17 protein-coding genes, 1 tRNA gene and 2 pseudogenes are annotated in these 17,742 nt (G+C 64.4%); 8 read left to right on the top strand and 12 right to left on the bottom strand.

What is annotated here, in order from left to right:
• Positions 1-58 precede the first annotated feature (58 nt).
• Positions 59-3,037 (bottom strand): TrlF family AAA-like ATPase, encoded by a 2,979-nt coding sequence (locus S58_RS29365; RefSeq protein ID WP_015669054.1) that lies wholly within the window; start codon positions 3,035-3,037, stop codon positions 59-61.
• 21 nt (positions 3,038-3,058) lie between these two features.
• The gene (locus S58_RS29360; RefSeq protein ID WP_015669053.1) at positions 3,059-4,315 is read right to left on the bottom strand and encodes an ATP-binding protein; all 1,257 of its coding nucleotides are present in this window, start codon (positions 4,313-4,315) and stop codon (positions 3,059-3,061) included.
• Between the two features lie 266 nt (positions 4,316-4,581).
• On the opposite strand from S58_RS29360, the pseudogene S58_RS39180 reads away from it, so the two are divergent.
• Positions 4,582-4,803, top strand: a pseudogene (locus tag S58_RS39180) (DUF932 domain-containing protein); the annotation flags it as partial.
• A 55-nt stretch (positions 4,804-4,858) separates the two neighbouring features.
• Here the strand turns inward: S58_RS39180 and S58_RS39175 are convergent.
• Positions 4,859-4,972 (bottom strand): annotated as a pseudogene (locus tag S58_RS39175) (hypothetical protein); the annotation flags it as partial.
• A 316-nt stretch (positions 4,973-5,288) separates the two neighbouring features.
• On the opposite strand from S58_RS39175, the gene S58_RS29350 reads away from it, so the two are divergent.
• A complete protein-coding gene (locus S58_RS29350) occupies positions 5,289-6,509 on the top strand; it encodes a site-specific integrase (protein ID WP_052351227.1) in 1,221 nt (406 codons plus the stop codon).
• A 14-nt stretch (positions 6,510-6,523) separates the two neighbouring features.
• Here S58_RS29350 and S58_RS29345 read toward each other — a convergent pair.
• Both S58_RS29345 and S58_RS29340 read right to left on the bottom strand, forming a co-directional pair.
• Positions 6,524-6,599 (bottom strand) — tRNA-Ile (locus S58_RS29345).
• A gap of 219 nt (positions 6,600-6,818) precedes the next feature.
• Positions 6,819-7,784 carry a Bug family tripartite tricarboxylate transporter substrate binding protein gene (locus S58_RS29340; RefSeq protein WP_015669049.1) on the bottom strand — a complete coding sequence of 322 codons (966 nt, stop codon included), beginning with the start codon at positions 7,782-7,784 and terminating at the stop codon, positions 6,819-6,821.
• A gap of 101 nt (positions 7,785-7,885) precedes the next feature.
• On the opposite strand from S58_RS29340, the gene S58_RS29335 reads away from it, so the two are divergent.
• Positions 7,886-8,851 (top strand): TAXI family TRAP transporter solute-binding subunit, encoded by a 966-nt coding sequence (locus S58_RS29335; protein ID WP_042341002.1) that lies wholly within the window; start codon positions 7,886-7,888, stop codon positions 8,849-8,851.
• Between the two features lie 54 nt (positions 8,852-8,905).
• Here the strand turns inward: S58_RS29335 and S58_RS29330 are convergent, their stop codons facing one another.
• From S58_RS29330 to mobA, 3 genes are all read right to left on the bottom strand, one after another.
• On the bottom strand, positions 8,906-10,117 hold the full coding sequence (locus S58_RS29330) for an ABC transporter substrate-binding protein (protein ID WP_015669047.1): 1,212 nt from the start codon (positions 10,115-10,117) through the stop codon (positions 8,906-8,908).
• 161 nt (positions 10,118-10,278) lie between these two features.
• A complete protein-coding gene (locus S58_RS29325; protein WP_015669046.1) occupies positions 10,279-10,869 on the bottom strand; it encodes a cation transporter in 591 nt (196 codons plus the stop codon).
• A 9-nt stretch (positions 10,870-10,878) separates the two neighbouring features.
• A complete protein-coding gene (mobA, locus tag S58_RS29320) occupies positions 10,879-11,499 on the bottom strand; it encodes a molybdenum cofactor guanylyltransferase MobA (protein ID WP_015669045.1) in 621 nt (206 codons plus the stop codon).
• A 240-nt stretch (positions 11,500-11,739) separates the two neighbouring features.
• Here mobA and mobB point away from each other — a divergent pair, with 240 nt between their 5' ends.
• From mobB to S58_RS29305, 3 genes are all read left to right on the top strand, one after another.
• On the top strand, positions 11,740-12,273 hold the full coding sequence (mobB, locus tag S58_RS29315) for a molybdopterin-guanine dinucleotide biosynthesis protein B (RefSeq protein ID WP_015669044.1): 534 nt from the start codon (positions 11,740-11,742) through the stop codon (positions 12,271-12,273).
• A gap of 116 nt (positions 12,274-12,389) precedes the next feature.
• On the top strand, positions 12,390-12,638 hold the full coding sequence (locus tag S58_RS29310; protein ID WP_015669043.1) for a sulfurtransferase TusA family protein: 249 nt from the start codon (positions 12,390-12,392) through the stop codon (positions 12,636-12,638).
• Between the two features lie 740 nt (positions 12,639-13,378).
• Positions 13,379-15,034, top strand: coding sequence for an OFA family MFS transporter (locus S58_RS29305; protein WP_015669042.1), 1,656 nt, complete (start codon positions 13,379-13,381; stop codon positions 15,032-15,034).
• 55 nt (positions 15,035-15,089) lie between these two features.
• On the opposite strand, the gene dapA is transcribed toward S58_RS29305, so the two are convergent.
• The 4 genes from dapA to S58_RS29285 form a co-directional block, all read right to left on the bottom strand.
• Positions 15,090-16,016, bottom strand: coding sequence for a 4-hydroxy-tetrahydrodipicolinate synthase (gene dapA, locus S58_RS29300; RefSeq protein ID WP_015669041.1), 927 nt, complete (start codon positions 16,014-16,016; stop codon positions 15,090-15,092).
• Positions 16,013-16,288 (bottom strand): hypothetical protein, encoded by a 276-nt coding sequence (locus tag S58_RS29295; RefSeq protein WP_015669040.1) that lies wholly within the window; start codon positions 16,286-16,288, stop codon positions 16,013-16,015. Before S58_RS29295 ends, dapA begins: the two co-directional genes overlap by 4 nt.
• Positions 16,289-16,421: 133 nt before the next feature.
• A complete protein-coding gene (locus tag S58_RS29290; protein ID WP_015669039.1) occupies positions 16,422-16,706 on the bottom strand; it encodes a hypothetical protein in 285 nt (94 codons plus the stop codon).
• Positions 16,707-16,727: 21 nt separating this feature from the next.
• Positions 16,728-17,180 (bottom strand): hypothetical protein, encoded by a 453-nt coding sequence (locus tag S58_RS29285; protein ID WP_015669038.1) that lies wholly within the window; start codon positions 17,178-17,180, stop codon positions 16,728-16,730.
• Between the two features lie 265 nt (positions 17,181-17,445).
• Here S58_RS29285 and S58_RS29280 point away from each other — a divergent pair, with 265 nt between their 5' ends.
• Both S58_RS29280 and S58_RS29275 read left to right on the top strand, forming a co-directional pair.
• The gene (locus tag S58_RS29280; protein ID WP_015669037.1) at positions 17,446-17,634 is read left to right on the top strand and encodes a hypothetical protein; all 189 of its coding nucleotides are present in this window, start codon (positions 17,446-17,448) and stop codon (positions 17,632-17,634) included.
• A 10-nt stretch (positions 17,635-17,644) separates the two neighbouring features.
• Positions 17,645-17,734 (top strand): K(+)-transporting ATPase subunit F, encoded by a 90-nt coding sequence (locus S58_RS29275; protein WP_042340291.1) that lies wholly within the window; start codon positions 17,645-17,647, stop codon positions 17,732-17,734.
• Positions 17,735-17,742 lie beyond the last annotated feature (8 nt).

Raw genomic sequence — 17,742 nt, 5'->3', positions numbered from 1 at the left:
ATCTCGGCGTCCATTTGCTGCGTTTTCCTGGCCCGCTTGCTGATGAGGTCGGCCGCGCTCATCGCTCCAGCCTCACGCGCAGTCTTCGGGCCCGTTCGCGGAAGGCGGCCTCGCCGCCCTCCAAGATGTCACACACCGCCTTGCGGATTTCCGCGCTCTCAAGACCGCCCGACACATAGGTGATCGGCGGAAGACCGCCCGAAGGATGCGGACCCGCCGATGCGACGATGATCTGGTCCGCATCGGTGTTGATGACGAGGTTGGCGTTGTGCGTGACCATGATCACTTGGCGCTTCGCCTTGGCCGCGACAAACAGCGCCACCAGCTCGTCGAAAACCGATTTGGGATCGAGGTTTTCCTCAGGCTGGTCGATTACCAATGGTCGATCGTCTGAATCGTCCAGCGCCAGATACAGCAGCAGCAGCACAATGCCCCGCGTGCCAGGCGACAGCTTCCGGATGTCGACACCGTCGTAGGAGATCTCGTACCGGACCGTGATGTGATCGGTGCCGAAAAGCCAATGCGCGAACCGTTTCGACCAGGCCCGGAATTCGGCCTGCTGCGTCGGTGCAAAGGGTGCGTGTGACAGCAGGTCTCTCAGGTATCTTGCCATGAAGGCCGTCATGGCCGCTTGGACATCGGCCGCCGATCCCGTCTCCCAGGCCGGCTTGAGCGCTTCAGTGGCGGCCGCGATTAGGGAGCCCCGCCCGTAAAAGGGGCCGGTCTTGCGCCGATCGAGGAGTTCTGTCTCCGCCACCGAACCCCAGGCTTGAACGTCGGCGATCCTACGGACCGAGAAGCTGAGCTTCTTGAGCGTGCCCGACGACGCCGCAAGCCGCGCCATCAGCGGGGCATAGAGAGCAGCTAGCGCACTCTGTTCGTTGATGATCGCCTCGAACACCCGGCCGTAGGTATCGTCGCGCTCGGTCTGAAGGTCTTTCCGGCGCGCTGAGGCGCCTTGCGCATCGGCGAGCCGGGTTTCGAGGGTCTGGAGCGCGGAGTTCTCCTGCGCGATGCGGCCAGTCAGCGCCGCGTATTGATCGCGGACGACCTTATCGGCGCTGAACAGCGCCTCGAGGCGCGTCATTTCGGCGGCGATTGGCGCGAGCGGAAGCGTGGAGAGATCGGCAATGTCGGGTACCAGCGCGACATTCGGATCACCGGGCGGCGGCGCAACACCATTAAGCTTGCGAACCTCGCCATCGGCCCACGCGATGTAGGCCGTCAGGCTCTTATCGACGTCGCCCTTGTAGATGAGCAGAAAGTCTTCCCACTGCTTGGCGTCGAGACCGCTGTTGGCGTGTCGCGCTTGGGCCTGGCGGAGCATTTCCGGCGCCCCGGTGGCGCGCATGCTGCGTACCTCATCCTGCAGGGCGACGAAGGTGCGGCGCTGATTGCCGAAGGACTGGATCTTGTTGCGGAGCTTCTGGGCCGCCTCGCTGAGCCGCGTGTGGCGGGTGACCTGCGCTTCGGTGCCCTTGACGACGAGCTTGGCGCGATCGGCTGTGTAATCTGCGATCAGCTTCTTCTTCTGCCCGACCTGGGTGGTCAGCGTAGTGACAAGGCTTTCTTTCTCAAACTCGGTGGCGATCCGGTCCGAGATATCGGCGATCGCCTCGGCTTCGCGCTCGCGCGCCTGCTGGAACCGCGAGATCTGCTGGTCGCGTAGCTCGGCGAAATCGAGCGCCCATTCACGATCGTCCTGGGAATGCGACTTGAAGATCACGCGCTCGATCTCGTCCACCAGGCCGTCGGAGACCCCCTTGGCCGAGCAAAGCTCCTCGACGAATTGCTGGGAGAGATACCGAGCGCGCGGAAAGGTCATATGGCCGTTGGCGTCGCTGCCATCCAGGGCGCGCGTGACCGTCGCGCCCCCTCCCCAGGTCAGCGTCGTCGATGCGTCACCGATCAACTTGCGCGCCCGAGCCAGGAACGATGGGCTGATGTTCTCATCGGCGTTCCAGCCGGACGGCGAAATCGCGTCGCTTCCCGCTGCGATCACGTCGGCCAGGGCCGTCTTCCCCGATCCACGCGCGCCGATGATGGCGACGAGACCATGATTGAGGGGGATGTCGGGCGTGATGGCCCAATCCGCATCGGCGATCTGGACGTGCGAGATGACCTGCGACGGCATGGCCGAACGCGGCGGCTGCTCACCGACATAGGCGCGCCCGTCGGGATCGATGCAAGCTTGGCGGAGCGCATCGAATTCGAGCCCGCCCTTGATCCACGAGAATCGATTTCCAAATGGCGACGCCACGTCGTCGAGCTTATGCGCATCGCTCCCGTGCAGACAGGGCTTCAGCCCGCCATAACGCGCACGGATTTCGTCGGGCCCGAGGTCTTTCTGACCCAACCAGAACTCACGTTGCGCAGGGCTGCCCGCGAAGATCACATGGGCGAAGCCCTCGATCTCGCGTCGGATTGTTTGATCTGCGGCCTCCCGCACCCCCGACGTGCCGTCAGTGGCTCCGCCGGCTACCGCAATCAGGATGTTCTTCTTCGCCCATCCGCTTTCGGAGAATACCTCGCGGAGCTGCTGGAAATTGACCTTGAACTGGTTGGCCCCATAGGCCAGCGCGGCCCGTTCGTCCGTGATGTTGGGATCGGCCTTCTTGCCCAGCCGGATGAGATCAGCCCGCGTGCAATCGAAACGATCTTGCATGACGTTGAACTGTAGGCGCGAGAGCAGACGCTGCAGCTCGTCGAGATGCTGCGGATCCTCCGGGCTGACGAACAGGTGGAGATTGACAAAGCCTCCCTTCGCCGTCGCCACATCGAGCCGGAGTTCCACGTTGGGAAAGACCAGCTTGGCGCTGGGCAAACGCCCGGCCGCCTTGTGCCGCAACACCTCCTCGTAGGTATCAGTCACGTAGTAGTCCGTGACCGCGATCGCCTCGATGACCGGCGTGGCTTGCTCAAGCGCGGTCAGATAATCGCCCCAAGCGTTCGGGCCGCTGAACTGATTGTTCATGACCGTGCCTGGCGCGTGGATATGCGGTTCCCATCTCCGCCATTCTGACCCTCTGCTGAGCATCGTTTCCCCCTTTCCCGGCGGCTATCTTGATTTGTCCGCCTTGTTCGTCTGCGGCGCTCCATTCCAAAGACTTGACAATGGCGCCGCCGCCAGTCTGTCGCCGAATGGCACGACGTCGGCGCTGTCGTAGAGGACGATGCCGAAGGCAAAGCGGTCTCCGCACGCCTCGGCCAAGGCCCGCAGGCCCCCGAAATCACTGGCTTTGACCGTCGCGCTCGCCTTGACTTCAATGCCCGCGATCATCCCATCATCGCGTTCCAGCACGATGTCCACCTCGCGTCCGCCCCGATCCCGAAAATGGTGCGGCGTCAGCCGCAGGTCCGAGGCCGTCATCAGCTTCAGAACCTCCGCGAACACGAAGCTTTCGAGCAGCGCGCCGAACGTGCTGCGATCCGCCTTGACCCTGTCGCAGGAAAGACCGCGCACTGTCGCTAGCAGGCCGGAATCGAGGAAGTGCAGCTTCGGCGTCTTTACGATGCGCTTCAGGGCATTGGTGAACCATGGTTGCACCGTGGCGATCAGGAACACCTGCTCAAGCAGCCCGACATATCGCTGCCCCGTCTTGTGGCTGACGTTGATGCCGGCGCCGAACTGCGAATAGTTGACCAACTGGCCGGAGTGCTCGGCCAGCAGCCTTACGAATCTCGGAAGTTCCGTCAGCTTCTCGACGTCAGCGATATCCCGCAGATCGCGCGTGAGGACCGATGTGAGATAGGACCTCGACCAGTCCTGTCGCCGGCGCTCGCTGTCGCGGCTGATCACTTCGGGAAAACCGCCGAGCAGGACAAGCTGGACAAGATCGTCGCCCAAGATTGCCTCCCGCTGGCTCCGGAGCTTTCCTGCGAAGAGATGCTCCAGGAAAGTCGGCGTCCGGCCTTCGATCTCAGCCCTTGCGAGCGGCAGCATCTGGATGGTCTCCATACGGCCGGCCAAGCTGTCGGCGACCCTCGGCAAAGTCAGCACATTCGCCGAGCCCGTGAGCAGGAAGCGACCCGGCCGATAGTCCTCGTCGACGGTCTTCTTGATGGCCAACAGCAGGTCAGGGGCACGTTGGATTTCGTCGATAATGGCCCGGTCGAGGCCGCGGATGAAGCCGGCGGGATCGGACTGGGCGGCCTCGAGGACCGTTTGATCGTCGAGCGTGATATATGTCCGCCCGGCTTCTCCCATTTTTCGGACAAGCGTGGTCTTGCCGGCACGGCGCGGGCCTACGATCAGGACCACTGGCGTATCAGAAAGGGCTTCCTCCGCCCGTCGCTCCACAAACCGCTCGAACATGCCGTCTCCGAATCCGGAAGGTCGGAACTATTGGCCTCGGCTGATTGGAAGTCAACGGTCCGCCAATTGGAAGTTACGGGACCGCGATCTGGAAGGCCTGGAGGGAAAGGCCTTCCCCCTGGCCGGCGCCGCGGTCGCCGACGCCCCCCCTTCTGCGGGGAGATCCCCCCAACGCCTATTTTAAAAACCGAGAGGGCGGACCGGCTTCGCCGTGACGGGTTGAGGGTTGGAGGATAAGCCTCCTGCGTCCGTCATGGAGACTAGCCATGACCCATGTGAAGATTCTGGACGCCGCTCGCGACCGCGCTGGCGGCTACAAGGTGGATGTGAGGCGCGGCGAGCGGATCGACCGCGTATCGTCGGAATGGTTCTCGCGGCCGCCGGACGAGCGTTACCTGTCCCTGTCGGACCTCTACGCCGCCGTCCGTGGCCGGACCGAGCGGAGCCGCTCCAGAACCGTCCAGAGAGCGGCGATCCGGGTTGAGGCGAGATGCATTCGACCTTCATCGCGTTGCAGACCCCGGGTATTCTGCTGAGGCTACCGATGCCAGTCTCTTTGGTGGTGACGGTGTCTCCGTGCACCTTAGCCAGAACAATCGCGAGCGGGTCGGCCTGAACCTTCTCTTTGCCTGACGAGGCCCGGTCCGTGTACTCCATTACGCGAATTGACGACCGATCCTTCGATAGAAGGAAGGCACCGCTTTACTCTGAACGGGCCGCCGCCACTATAGTCGATCACATCGCTGGGTCTTTCACTAGAAGCACCATGAGCGTCGATGACAAATCGAGCGCAGCCCGAAATTGCACCGGATACCCCACTGCGCCTTGCCGATGCCCTCAAGATCGCATTTCCTATGGGCGGGATGACGGTCTCGGGCCTGCGCAAGGAAATCCGCCGAAAAAGGCTTACCGTCGAGGTTATGGCCGGGAAACAGTTCACGACGCTGGCCGCAATCGAGGAGATGCGACGGTTATGCCGCGTACAAGCAAGGGACCACGACTCTGGAAGCGGCCAGCCCGTCGAAAAAACGGGCGGATCGTTGCCGCCTCCGTCTGGATCATCAAAGACGGTGGCAAACATATCGCCACGGGATGCCTTGCGGAACCGTCTGGAAAACGACCGCCGGCCAAAGCCGAGCGTGCCTTAGCAGCGTATATTGCCAACAAGTACCAGCCGCCCCGGAAGACGCGCGATGTAGACGTGATTGACATCGCCGATGTGTTGTCAATCTATCGTCAAGACAGCCGCGATCGGCAAGCGTCACCCAAGAAGTTCGATGGACGGATCGAACGGCTGAACGACTTCTTTGGCGGCAAAATGCTGGGAGAGATCAACTCCGGGCTTTGCGCTGCTTATGTCAGGGCGCGCGGCAATTCCGGCGGCGCTCGCCGTGATCTTGAGGATTTGCGGGCGGCGATCGGGCATCATGCCCGTGAGAACCTGCACCATGCCGTGATCCATGTGACGCTGCCGGAGAAGGGGGGGCCGCGCGAGCGTTGGCTGACCCGCGAAGAAGCGGCGCGCCTGATCTGGACCTGCTGGCGCGCCCGCGAGACACAGACTGTCCATCGCGGCCCTTTCAAGGGACAGAAGATTGAGACGCATAAGCGGCCGCTGCGCCATATCGCCCGGTTCCTGTTGATTGGCATGTACACGGGTACGCGCGCTGGGGCCATCGCGTCGGCTTCGCCTGTGCGTGACGAGGGTCGGTCATTCGTCGATCTTGAGCGGGGTATCTTCTATCGCCTCGCCGAAGGCAAGCGGGCGACCAACAAGCGACAGCCTCCGGTACCGATACCCGGCCGACTTTTGGCGCACATGCGGCGCTGGGCGCGTCTCGGCGTCGTGCGTTCGCACTTTGTCGAATGGAATGGCCAGCCGGTCAAATCCGTCAAAACCGGATTCGCGACCGCGGTGCGAATGTCTGGGCTGTCGCTGAAGGAGGGGAATATCTCGCCACACACGCTGCGCCACACGGCGGCGACGTGGCTCATGCAGCGGCGCGCCGATCCCTGGCAGGCGTCAGGCTTTCTCGGCATGTCAGTCAAGGTGCTGCTCGATACCTACGGTCATCACCATCCAGACTACATGCGCGAGGCCGCGGCCGCGATTACGTCAAAGGATCGCAAGCAGAACGTATCGGTGGTCGAAACGGTGGTTGATCTCAAGAAGCACTTGGCACGCAGGCCGTAAACTATTGAGCTTGTTGGTGGGCCCGGCAGGACTCGAACCTGCAACCAGACCGTTATGAGCGGCCGGCTCTAACCATTGAGCTACAGGCCCCGCGGCGCCAGGGGGCTCGTGACGGCGGCGGGCAGGGGTGAGCCTGTCCGGCGGCGAGGCGGACCCGGCGGCGGTGCGGGCTTCGTTTACAGCGTCTGCTGCGTTCCGGCAATGGCACCGCGGTTGCCAGGTGTCTCGCAGCCGGAGGTGGATGGCTGGCCTCGCGCGCGCCGGATCGCAAGGTCTCAACCGGCCGTCAGAGGCATCCGAACAAACGGCTCAATCCACCGACACTCCGGCGAATTCCACCACCTTGCGCCATTTCTCGGTCTCGTCGGCGACGAGCTTGCCGAACTCCGCCGGGGTCATCGCGCGTGGGATGCCGCCGGTCTCGGTCAGCCGCGCCACCAGCTTGGGGTCTTTCAAGGCCTCGCCGACCGCCTTGTTGAGGATCTCGACGATGTCAGGCGGCGTGCCCTTCGGCGCCGAGATGCCGTAGAAGCCGACCGATTCGTAGCCCGGCACGGTGTCGGCAATCGCGGGCACCTCCGGCACCGTCGGCCAGCGCTGCGGCGAGGTGACGCCGAGCGCGCGCACGCTGCCGCCGCGCGACTGCTCCAGTGCGGTCGGCAGATTGTCGAAGATCAGCTGCACCTTGTTGGAGATGATGTCCGGGAAGGCCAGCGCCGAGCCGCGATACGGCACGTGCAGCATGTCGCACTTCGTCATCGCCTTGAACAGCTCGGCCGCCATGTGCACCGAGGTGCCGTTGCCGGACGATGCAAAGGCGATCTTGCCGGGATTGGCATGGCAGTAGTCGATGAACTCCTTCACCGTCTTGGCCGGCACGTCGTTGCTGACCACCAGCATGTTGGTGAGCTGCATGATGCTCGCGACCGGCACGGTGTCGCGGATGAAGTCATACGGCAGCTTCTTGTACAGCGAGGTGCTGATCGCGTTGTTGGGCGCCACGAACAGCAGCGTGTAGCCGTCCGGCGGTGCGTTGATCATCGCGGCGGCCGCGATGTTGCCGCCCGAGCCGGTGCGGTTCTCCACCACGACCTGCTGACCGAGGCGATCGGACAGCCATTGCGCCATGATGCGGGCGACGATGTCGACCGGCCCGCCCGGCGAAAATCCGATCAGCCAGCGGATCGGACGGTCCGGATAGGCCGCCGCAGCCGGCTGTGTCACCAGGCAGGCCGCGGCCGCGAGGCCGACCAGGAACGCACGCGCCCACTTCATCTTGTCCTCCCGAAGCTCTTGTCGTTCTTGTCTGCGACATGCTTCCATAGTTCTGCGCGCTTGCATACAAGCTCGTGTCGCAGACACGGAAAGGCGAGCCGATGAAGTCATTGCGGATGCTGGGCGTTGCCGTCGCGCTGCTCTCCGGCGGTGCCGCAGCGCAACAGGGAGGGAACGCCATCAGCAAGCTCACGCTCAGTCTCGGGACGGCAACGCCAGGCGGCGGCTTCCCGCTCTACGGCGACGCCTTCACCAAGGTCATGAATGACGCCGATGCCGGCCTCATGATTGTCCCGCGCAACACCAAGGGCAGCAACGAGAACATTCCGCTGCTGGAGCAAAGTGAGCTCGATCTCGGCCTCGTCGCTGGCGAGCCGGCCTACCAGGCGTTCATGGGCATCGACCGCCCGAAGACTAGGCTGAAGATCCTGACCGCGATCTTCTCCAGCCCGGGCCTGTTCGTTGTGCGCGCCGACAGCCCGTATCGCAGCATCCGCGATCTCGTCGGCCAGACCGTCGTGTTCGGCGCCAAGGGCTCGGGCCTGCCGATCATGTCGCGCTACATGCTCGATGGGCTCGGCCTGAAGCAGGACGAGGACTTCAAGTCTGTGTATCTCGACCGTGCCGGCGACGGCCCGGCCATGGTGCAGGACGGCCGCGCCGCGGCGCTGTGGGGCGCCGGCATCGGCTGGCCCGGTTTCGATGCGATGGCGAAGGCGCCGGGCGGCGCGCGCTTCATCGCGCCCTCCGCCGAGGAGATTGCGCAAGTCAGGGCGAAGCACGGTTTCCTGAAAGCCCTGACCGTGCCCGCGGGCAGCTATGCCGGGCAGGATACGCCGATCGACTCGATCGGGTCCTGGAGCTACGTGCTGGTGCGCGACAGCCTGCCGGACGACGTCGCCTATCGGCTGGCGAAGACGCTGCACGGCGCGGAAGCCGCGCTGTGCAAGACGCTGGCGCAGGCCTGCGAGACCACGGCCGCCAATACGGTGGCGGCGACGCCCAGCCTCGATCTCATTCATCCGGGCGTGATGAGATATTTGAGGGAGATCGGGGCCGCCAGGTAGTTCGTTGTCGTCCCGGCGAACGCCGAGACGACAGCTTTCATGCGGCGGCCAGCGTCACTTCTTCACCAGCGGACACGCCGGATCGGACGGCCCGAACGCGTCCTCGCCTTTGATGGTCGCGAGGATCTTGTAGTAGTCCCACGGATATTTGCTCTCCTCCGGCGACTTGACCTGCGCCAGCACGAGATCGTGCACCATCAGATTGTCGGCGCGGAGCTTGCCATTGCGGGCAAAGAAATCCTCGACCGGCGTCTCGCGCATCTTCGCGGCCACCGCGAGCGGATCGTCGCTGCCGGCGGCCTTGATGGCGTTGAGGTAGTGCGTGACGGCGGAGTAAACGCCCGCCTGCCACATCGTCGGCATCCGGTTCATCTTGGCGAAATAGCGTTTCGACCATTCGCGGGTCTTGTCGTCCATGTCCCAATAGAACGACGTCGTGAGCAGCAGGCCCTGCGCGGCCGGCAATCCCAGCGAGTGGATGTCGGTGATCAGCGCCAGCAGCGCCGCCATCTGCTGGCCGCCCTTGAGCAGGCCGAACTCGGACGCCGTCTTGATCTCGTTCATGTTGTTGGGCGGACCGGCAGCGATGCCGATGATCTTGGCCTTGGAGGCCTGCGCCTGCAGAATGAAGGAGGAGAGATCGGCCGTCGCGAACGGCGGCCTGACGGCGCCGACCACCTTGCCGCCATTGGCAGTGACGACGCTGGAAGCGTCGCGCTCCAGCGAATGGCCGAAGGCGTAGTCGTCGGTGATGAAGAACCAGCTGTCGCCGCCGCGCTTGACGACCTCTTTCGCCGTGCCGGTGGCCAGCGCACGGGTGTCGAACACCCATTGCATGGCATAAGGCGAGCAGAACTTGCCGTGGAAGTCGGCGGCACCCGTCGACTGCGTGATGAACAGCTTCTTCTTCTCGGTCGCGATGGTCTGCACCGCAAGGCCGACGGCGGAGACCGGCACGTCGACGATGAGATCGACCTGCTCGGTGTCGTACCAGCGCCGCGCGATCGCAGCGCCGATGTCGGGCTTGAGCTGGTGATCGCCGACGATGACGCTGATCGGCTTGTCCAGCACCTTGCCGCCGAAATCATCCACCGCCATCTGCGCCGCGGTGACCGAGCCCTGTCCGGTCGGCGTCGAAGCCGGGCCGTTCATGTCGCTGAGCACGCCGATCTTGACGACGTTGTCGGAAATCTCGGCCCGTGCGGCCGTCGTCGCCAGCAGCGCTGCCGCGGCCAACGCCGCTGTTCGCAAAGACCTGAGCTGCAATCCGTCCTCCCTGATATCGGCCTGTTGCCGTCGTTCGTCGCGGCTCTGCCAACCGATCTCCCTTTGTGCAATCAATTCAGGGCGATCGTCAATCATGCCTCGTGGCGCGGCTGGGCCGCGATCGTCCGCGTTGCAGCACAGCAATCGTCGTCGTCAGCGGCTCAGGACTTGGCGGCCTTGTGCTCTTCATGCGCGGCTTCCCACACCTCGCGCGCGGCGTCCGCGTTCATGAGCGCGATGCCGACGCCGACGATCAGGTCGGGCCAGATCGACTGCCAGAGGGTGGCCGTCACCAGACCGGCGCCGATGATGGCGATATTCGCGAAGGCGTCGTTGCGCGCGGACAGGAAGGCCGCCCGGGTGAGGCTGCCCTGATGATCCCTGACCCGCGCCAGGATCAGCGCGCAGCCGAGATTGACGATCAGCGCGCCGAGACCGGTGATGGTGAGCGGCAGCGGTGCCGGCACGACCGGCGTGAAGAACTTCTCGCCCGCGGTCCACAGGCCGGCGAGCGCGGGCGCGAGCAGGATCAGCGCCAGCACCTTGCCGAGCCGCGCGCGTTGCATCGGGCTCCAGCGCAGCGCCAGCGCGATCAGGAGATTGACCGACGCGTCCTCGAGAAAATCGACGCTGTCGGCGAACAGCGCGACGGAGCCGATCCCGAGCGCGACGGCGAACTCGATGCCGAAATAGCCGAGATTGAGCAAAGCGACGACGATCACCGCGCGGCGGACCGGGGCCGTGGCATCCATCAGAGGTCCTCAATCATCGAGCGCGGCGATCCGCTCCGCCTCGGCGAGATCAGCGGCGGTGTTGGCATTGAAGAACGGGTCGAGCGGGAGCAGCGGCCATGTCACGGTCGCAACCTTGTAGCGCGCGGTGAAGCGGGTGACCTTCCGGATGTCGTCCGTCACCAGGGCGTGGCGGAGGTGATCGCGCAACCCCACCGGCCACAGGCCGATCACGGGGTGCGTCTGTCCGCCGGACGCCGCCAGCGCGAGTTCGGCCTGTTCCGTCGCGCACGCGCCGGCGAGGCGCGTGACCAGGTCGCGCGGCAGGAACGGGCAGTCGGCGGCGGCGCTCAGCATCCACTGCGCGCTCGGCGTGTGCATCGCAACCCAATCGAGGCCCGCGAGAATGCCGGCGAGCGGGCCCGGGAAGCCGGCGACGCCATCCGGCACGACGGTCAGGCCGCAGGCCGCGAATCGTGCGGGATCGCCATTGGCATTGAGGATCAGCCGGCTGCACTGCGGCGCCAGTCGCGCGATCACGCGCTCCAGGATGGTGCGGCCGTCGACCATGCGCATCGGCTTGTCGCCGCCGCCCATCCGCTGCGCGAGACCGCCGGCAAGCAGCACGCCGGGGATCGAACTCGTGATCATGGCTCTCATCATCGGTCCCGTTATCACGTCTCCCGCTGCTGCGTCAGTGTCCGGCCCGGCACGATCCACCATTTGCGCCTGTCAGGCCGCCGCGCTGGCCACTTGCCCGGCCTTCGAGGCCGCGTGGGTGCTGGCGTCACGTCGCCGCCAGCGGATATAGAGCTGGACGAAGCCCATGGAGTCGTTGATGGATCTCGCGCTCCTGCCCGTAGGCCCGCAGGGGCATTTCTGGAGATTGCGATGAACGTCATCGGCCTCGCCGGCTGGAGTGGTGCCGGCAAGACCACGCTGCTGACGCGGCTGATCCCCCATCTCAACGCGGAGGGGCTGCGGGTGTCGATCATCAAGCACGCCCATCACAGGTTCGATGTCGACGTGCCCGGCAAGGATTCCTGGCGGCATCGTGAGGCAGGAGCCGAGGAGGTCCTGGTGGCGTCCGGCACCCGCTGGGCGCTGATGCACGAATTGCGCGGAGCGCCGGAGCCCTCGCTGGCCGATCTGCTGGCGAAGCTGTCTCCGGTCGATCTCGTCATCGTCGAAGGATACAAGGCAGGACCGCATCACCGGATCGAGGTGCACCGCGCTGGCAACGGCAAGCCGCTGCTGTTCCCCGATGATCCGGGCATCGTCGGTATCGCCAGTGATGCGCCAGTCGATGCGGCCTTGCCGCGGGCTCATCTCGACGACATCCCGGCGGTCGCGGCGCTGGTCCGACAGCTCGCGATGCCCCTGGCTGATGTGCTCGCGCTGTGTGTGCCGATCAGGTCTCGCTGATGGAACTGGAAATGGAACCCTGGGCCGCAGCATCCTCATGGAACCGAGTTCCGTTCGTCCTAGTCTGAGCCCTGCGGGATTGTCATGGGTTGTTGACGCGCTCGGGTCGGTTCGTCATGTTCCCGTCGATGACCATGATAAGGCTGGATCTCACGGGGCTGAAGTGCCCGCTGCCGACGCTCAAGACCCGCAAGGCGTTGCAGTCGCTGAAGGCGGGAGAGCGCCTCGAGGTGTGCTGCACGGACCCGTTGGCAGTGATCGATATCCCGAACCTGATTCGAGAGACGGGTGATCGGGTCGAGATCGTCGATCGCAGCGATCGGGGCATTCTGTTTTTGATCGAGAAGACGGGGCAGGCGGGATGATCTGCCCGCGAGATCGCGCGCCCATCTGCCTGCTGCAGGTTGTCGAAACTAAGTAGTTCGTGCGAGGCGCCTGAGCCGCTGCAGCTGTCAAGCGCGCGAGCTGCTTCCTATCGTCGCATCCGTGCCCAGGCCCGCCCACAACAATGCCGCGTTCTCAGTCCAGGCTTGCGCTGCTGTTAGGAGGCAAGGAGAGGTTGTTCTTCTCTTCACAAGTTCGAGAGCAAGTGCACATAACGCGCCGACGATGTCCGTCTTGATCGATCGGATCATCTGATTAGTTGATTCTTTCGATGGGCTGAGCCGGCCGTCTGAAAGTAATCGCGGGCACCACGTCTACAGCCGAGAGTGGCGGTGGCGTCGGTTGCACGTGAATTTGTGTGTTTGTTAGCAACACATGTGCAGTGCATTGCGATCAATCCACGAAGTTTGACCAAGTATTACCATTTTACTATCGACAATTTGCCACGGTTCTGCACCAATTGAGGCGCTTCCGCGGAGGTTGCGGGAGACGAGTCATGCCCGCCGGTGACCGGGCCAGGCAGAACGGGGCACAAGAATGGTCAGGGCATAACTCCTCGGGTGGGGGTGTTATGACCATCAGACCAGTCATGAGTGTTTGTGCGTTGCGAAACTGAGCTGGTGCGGCAACAGCGGGCGGGGTGAGTGGGCGTATTGATTCTGATCAAGGGGACAGAACATGACGTTGTTGCGTTGGACGAGAGTCCGTAGGGGAGGAATGCATGGCTACCATTGAAAGCGCGGGCACGCTCTCGGGTGCGCAAGCGGGGATCTTCGATCGTGAGCACACGGTCGCGAAGGCGGGCTTCAATCGCTGGTTGGTTCCCCCGGCTGCGCTGTGCATCCATCTGTGCATCGGCATGGCCTATGGCTTCTCGGTGTTCTGGCTGCCGCTGTCGCGCGCGATCGGCGTGACTCAGACCCAGGCCTGCCCGGACATGAGCCTGGTGCAGGAGCTGTTCACGACGAGCTGCGACTGGAAGGTCGCCAGCCTGGGCTGGATGTACACCCTGTTCTTCGTGCTGCTCGGTGCGTCGGCGGCGATCTGGGGCGGCTGGCTCGAGCGTGCCGGTCCGCGCAAGGCGGGCGCAGTGGCGGCCTGCTGCTGGGGCGGCGGCCTGCTGATCGCGGCACTAGGCGTCTATATGCACCAGCTCTGGATGATGTGGGTCGGCGCCGGCGTGATCGGCGGCATCGGCCTCGGCCTCGGCTACATCTCACCGGTCTCGACCCTGGTGAAATGGTTCCCGGACCGCCGCGGCATGGCCACCGGCATGGCGATCATGGGCTTCGGCGGTGGCGCGATGATCGGCGCTCCGCTCGCCAACCTCCTGATGAACTACTTCAAGACGCCGACCTCGGTCGGGGTCTGGGAGACCTTCGTCACGATGGGTGTGATCTATTTCGCCTTCATGATGATCGGTGCCTTCGCCTATCGCGTCGCCCCGGTCGGCTGGCAGCCCGAGGGCTGGACGCCGCCTTCGGTGAAGAAGGCGATGATCTCCGACCACCATGTGCATCTGGACAACGCGCACAAGACTCCGCAGTTCTGGCTGGTCTGGTGGGTGCTCTGCTTGAACGTGTCGGCAGGTATCGGCGTGATCGGCATGGCCTCGCCGATGCTGCAGGAGATCTTTGCCGGCAAGCTGATCGGTCTGCCCGACGTGAGCTTCAACCAGCTCGACGCCGGCCAGAAGGCGGCGATCGCGGGCATCGCGGCAGGCTTTGCCGGCCTGTTGTCGCTGTTCAACATCGGCGGCCGCTTCTTCTGGGCGTCGCTGTCGGACCACATCGGCCGCAAGAACACCTATTACTGCTTCTTCCTGATCGGCATCGTGCTCTATGCACTGGCGCCGACCTTCGCAGCGATGGGTTCGAAGCTGTTCTTCGTGGCCGCCTTCGCCATCATCCTGTCGATGTATGGCGGCGGCTTCGCGACGGTACCTGCCTATCTGGCCGACCTGTTCGGAACCCAGTTCGTGGGTGCCATCCATGGCCGCCTGCTGACGGCCTGGGCCACCGCCGGTATCATCGGTCCGGTGGTCGTCAACTACATCCGCGAGTTCCAGCTCGCCGCCGGCGTGCCGCGCGACCAGCTGTACAACACGACGATGTATATTCTCTGCGCCATGCTCCTGGCCGGCCTGATCTGCAACTTCCTGATCAAGCCTGTCGATCACAAGTGGAACATGAGCGCGGACGAGGTCGCAAAGTACCAGGCGGAGCTCGCCAAGAACGAGTCGGCGATCCAGCACGGGTCGTTCGGCATCGGCAAGGGCGGCTTCGACGTCAAGTCCGCCCTGTTCTGGGCCTTCGTCGGCGTGCCGCTGGCGTGGGGCGTCTGGAAGACGTTGGAAAGCGCGGTCAAGATCTTCTGATCGACCGACGATGAGACAAGCGGGGCGGCCGGTTGGCCGCCCCGTTTTTTTGTGCCTAGGTCGTGGCGAACGAGGTGCTCGACTGCGTCATCGCCTGCGCCACCATCGTCTTTGCCGCGCTCTCCAACTCCGTCAGGGGCAGGCGGACGCGAGGCGCAATGATGCTTTGGAGGCTGAGTGCGTATTTGACCGAGGCCGGCGTATCGCGGTTGAACGCCTCGATCAGCGGCAGCAACTGATGGTGCAGCCGTCGTGCCGCGGGCCAGCGAGCGCGCTGACAGTAGGCGAAAAGCTTGCTGCAGAGCTGCGGCGCGACGTTGGCCACCAGCGAGATGTTGCCGTCGCCCCCGGCGGCTGCGAACGGCACGACCATCGCATCGTCGCCTGACAGCAGGCGGAAGCCGGCCGGAAGCCGCGATCGCAGATGCACGGTGCGTGCGATATCGCCGCTGCCGTCACGCAGGCCGACGAATTGCGCCCACCGCGCCAGGCTCACCAATGTATCGTCGGGCAGTGCGCGTCCCGTGCGCGACGGGCAATCATGCAGAATGACGGGCAGCGCCGTCGCATCGCCGACGGCGCGGAAATGCGCGTAGATGCCCTCTGCCGTCGGCCGGTTGTAGTAAGGGACCACCGACATGATCGCATCCGCGCCGGCGGATGCAGCCTGGCGGGTGTTCTGCACGGCCTGGAGCGTCGCGTTGGATCCTGCTCCGGCGATGACGTGGACCCGATTGGCGGCCACCGTCACTGCCGTGCGAATGACCTGTTCGCGCTCTGCCGCGGTGAGTGTGGACGCTTCGCCTGCAGTCTCGCAGACCAGGATCGCGCTGGCCCCCGCTTCGATCTGCCGCTCGCATAGTCTGGCGAGGGCCGGCTGGTCGAGCGCACCGTCGGCATCGAACGGGGTTGGAATGTCCGCGATGGTGCCGGCGAGCCAGCGCGCGGCCGATCCAGGCTGCATCCTCGGCGCGTCGCTCATGCGACCGGCCGCCTGCCCCGCGAGAACAGCAGGCCGACCGGAGCAAGCCGGCCATCGGTATCGAGCTCGATCGTGCGCGAGAGCTCGACGATGGTTTCCGGATGGTGGCCGTTCTCGAACAGCGCATATTTCATCGCCTCGGCACGGCTCACGAACAGGCCGCCATAGAGCCCGTTCTGCTCCTGGGCGACCCATTGGCCATGGCCGTTCCTGCCGATGAAGACGAGCGCCGGGGCCGGCATGTTGCACGATGGGGGTTCGAGACTTTTCACGGGACTGATCCTTGCTGCGTGTGAGCAGGCCGGTCGGAACGATCGGCGTTCACGCTCGGCAATATCGAAGGCGAAGGGTAGGAATTCGAGATGACGCCGCCTGCGATCGCATAGGAGCGGCGTAAGGGAGAGCTTAGTTTCCGGACGGCTGGATCAGCGCCATCACCGCGCAATGGAGCGCGGTATAGCCGATCATCTCGTCCCAATGGTTCAGGCTCGCGGCGAACGCGCGCTCCCGGCGCAGCATCGCGAGCACGGCACACAGGATCGTGGTCATCCAGAGCAGGGCGGCGAGGCTGCGACCGAAGCCGATGCTGCCGAACGCGGCGAACAGGATGAGGATTGCTATTCGCAGCAGAAATCGAACCAGCACCCTGGCGGCCGGAAGCTCCGCGGGCTTGTCGGTGGAAAGGAGCATCGCGCGACTGACAGCGGCGGCTCAGAAATTGTCGCAGCAGAGCAGGTCGGTGACCCCTGCTTCGGTCGTGATGCCGCGCCTTGCGTCAGTCTGCGAGACGCCTGGCTGGAGTCGGCGGGCTTCGGTCGCGGCGTGGAGAATGGCGAGGGCGAGATCGCTGTGGCGGGCTTCAGCGCAACGATCGAGCCAGTCCGGCAATTCCCGCTGTCGCGACAATGCGCAGTGCCATTCGCCGTCATCATAGGCAATTCGACGCAGCTGCCATTGCGGCAATTGCAGCGCGATCAGCTCGAGCGCGGCATCGATCCGCGCCTCGACCTCCAGGAATCGTGCGATCCGCTTTCGGCTCCGCCCGCGCGCAGACAAGGGGGAGACGCCTTCGTCGTCGTCAAGCAAAGCCGTCAGCATCGCCGTCGTGGTCTGCGCGATCTGCGCCGGCTCAGGGATATCCGATCGTGTGGTCAAGGCAGCCATGCGTGGCCTCCCGTCGTCAGTAAGCGATGGCCCGATGGGCCCTGACCGGCAATGTGGCCGACGGGGCCGTAGGAATGCGAGAGGGGCGGGGGCGGGGAGAAATAAGCGGCGCATAAAGACGCCGCCGCCGTGCGGCCGCTCATATGCGGACGCCGCCGCAGCCGTGCGATTTTGCCTGGGGAATGCAGTGGTCTTTATGAGATTCCTATAACTCTGTCGGCGGCGCCGTCTCGAAAACCTATGGTTCCGGATGCCATCTGGGACGATGGAGCGGACCGCGGGCACGGCGATGGGGCTTGATCCATCACAAGTTGTGTGCTCCCGGCTGACCCTATGCTTTGCGCGTCTCTGCGCGCATGAGGAGCACACCATGCTGGACATCCTGATGCTGGCGCTGGCCGCCGGCTTCTTCGCTTTGGCGATCGGCTACACCTACGCCTGCGAGCGACTCTAGGAGACGGGCCATGATCTTCGACTACTCGCTCGCCGGCGCGGTGTCGCTCGGCCTTCTGATCTATCTCACCTATGCGCTGCTGCGGCCCGAGCGGTTCTGACCGCCGAG

The organism is Bradyrhizobium oligotrophicum S58, from assembly GCF_000344805.1.
Lineage (GTDB): Bacteria > Pseudomonadota > Alphaproteobacteria > Rhizobiales > Xanthobacteraceae > Bradyrhizobium > Bradyrhizobium oligotrophicum.
This window is presented reverse-complemented; position numbering and strand designations above follow the sequence as displayed.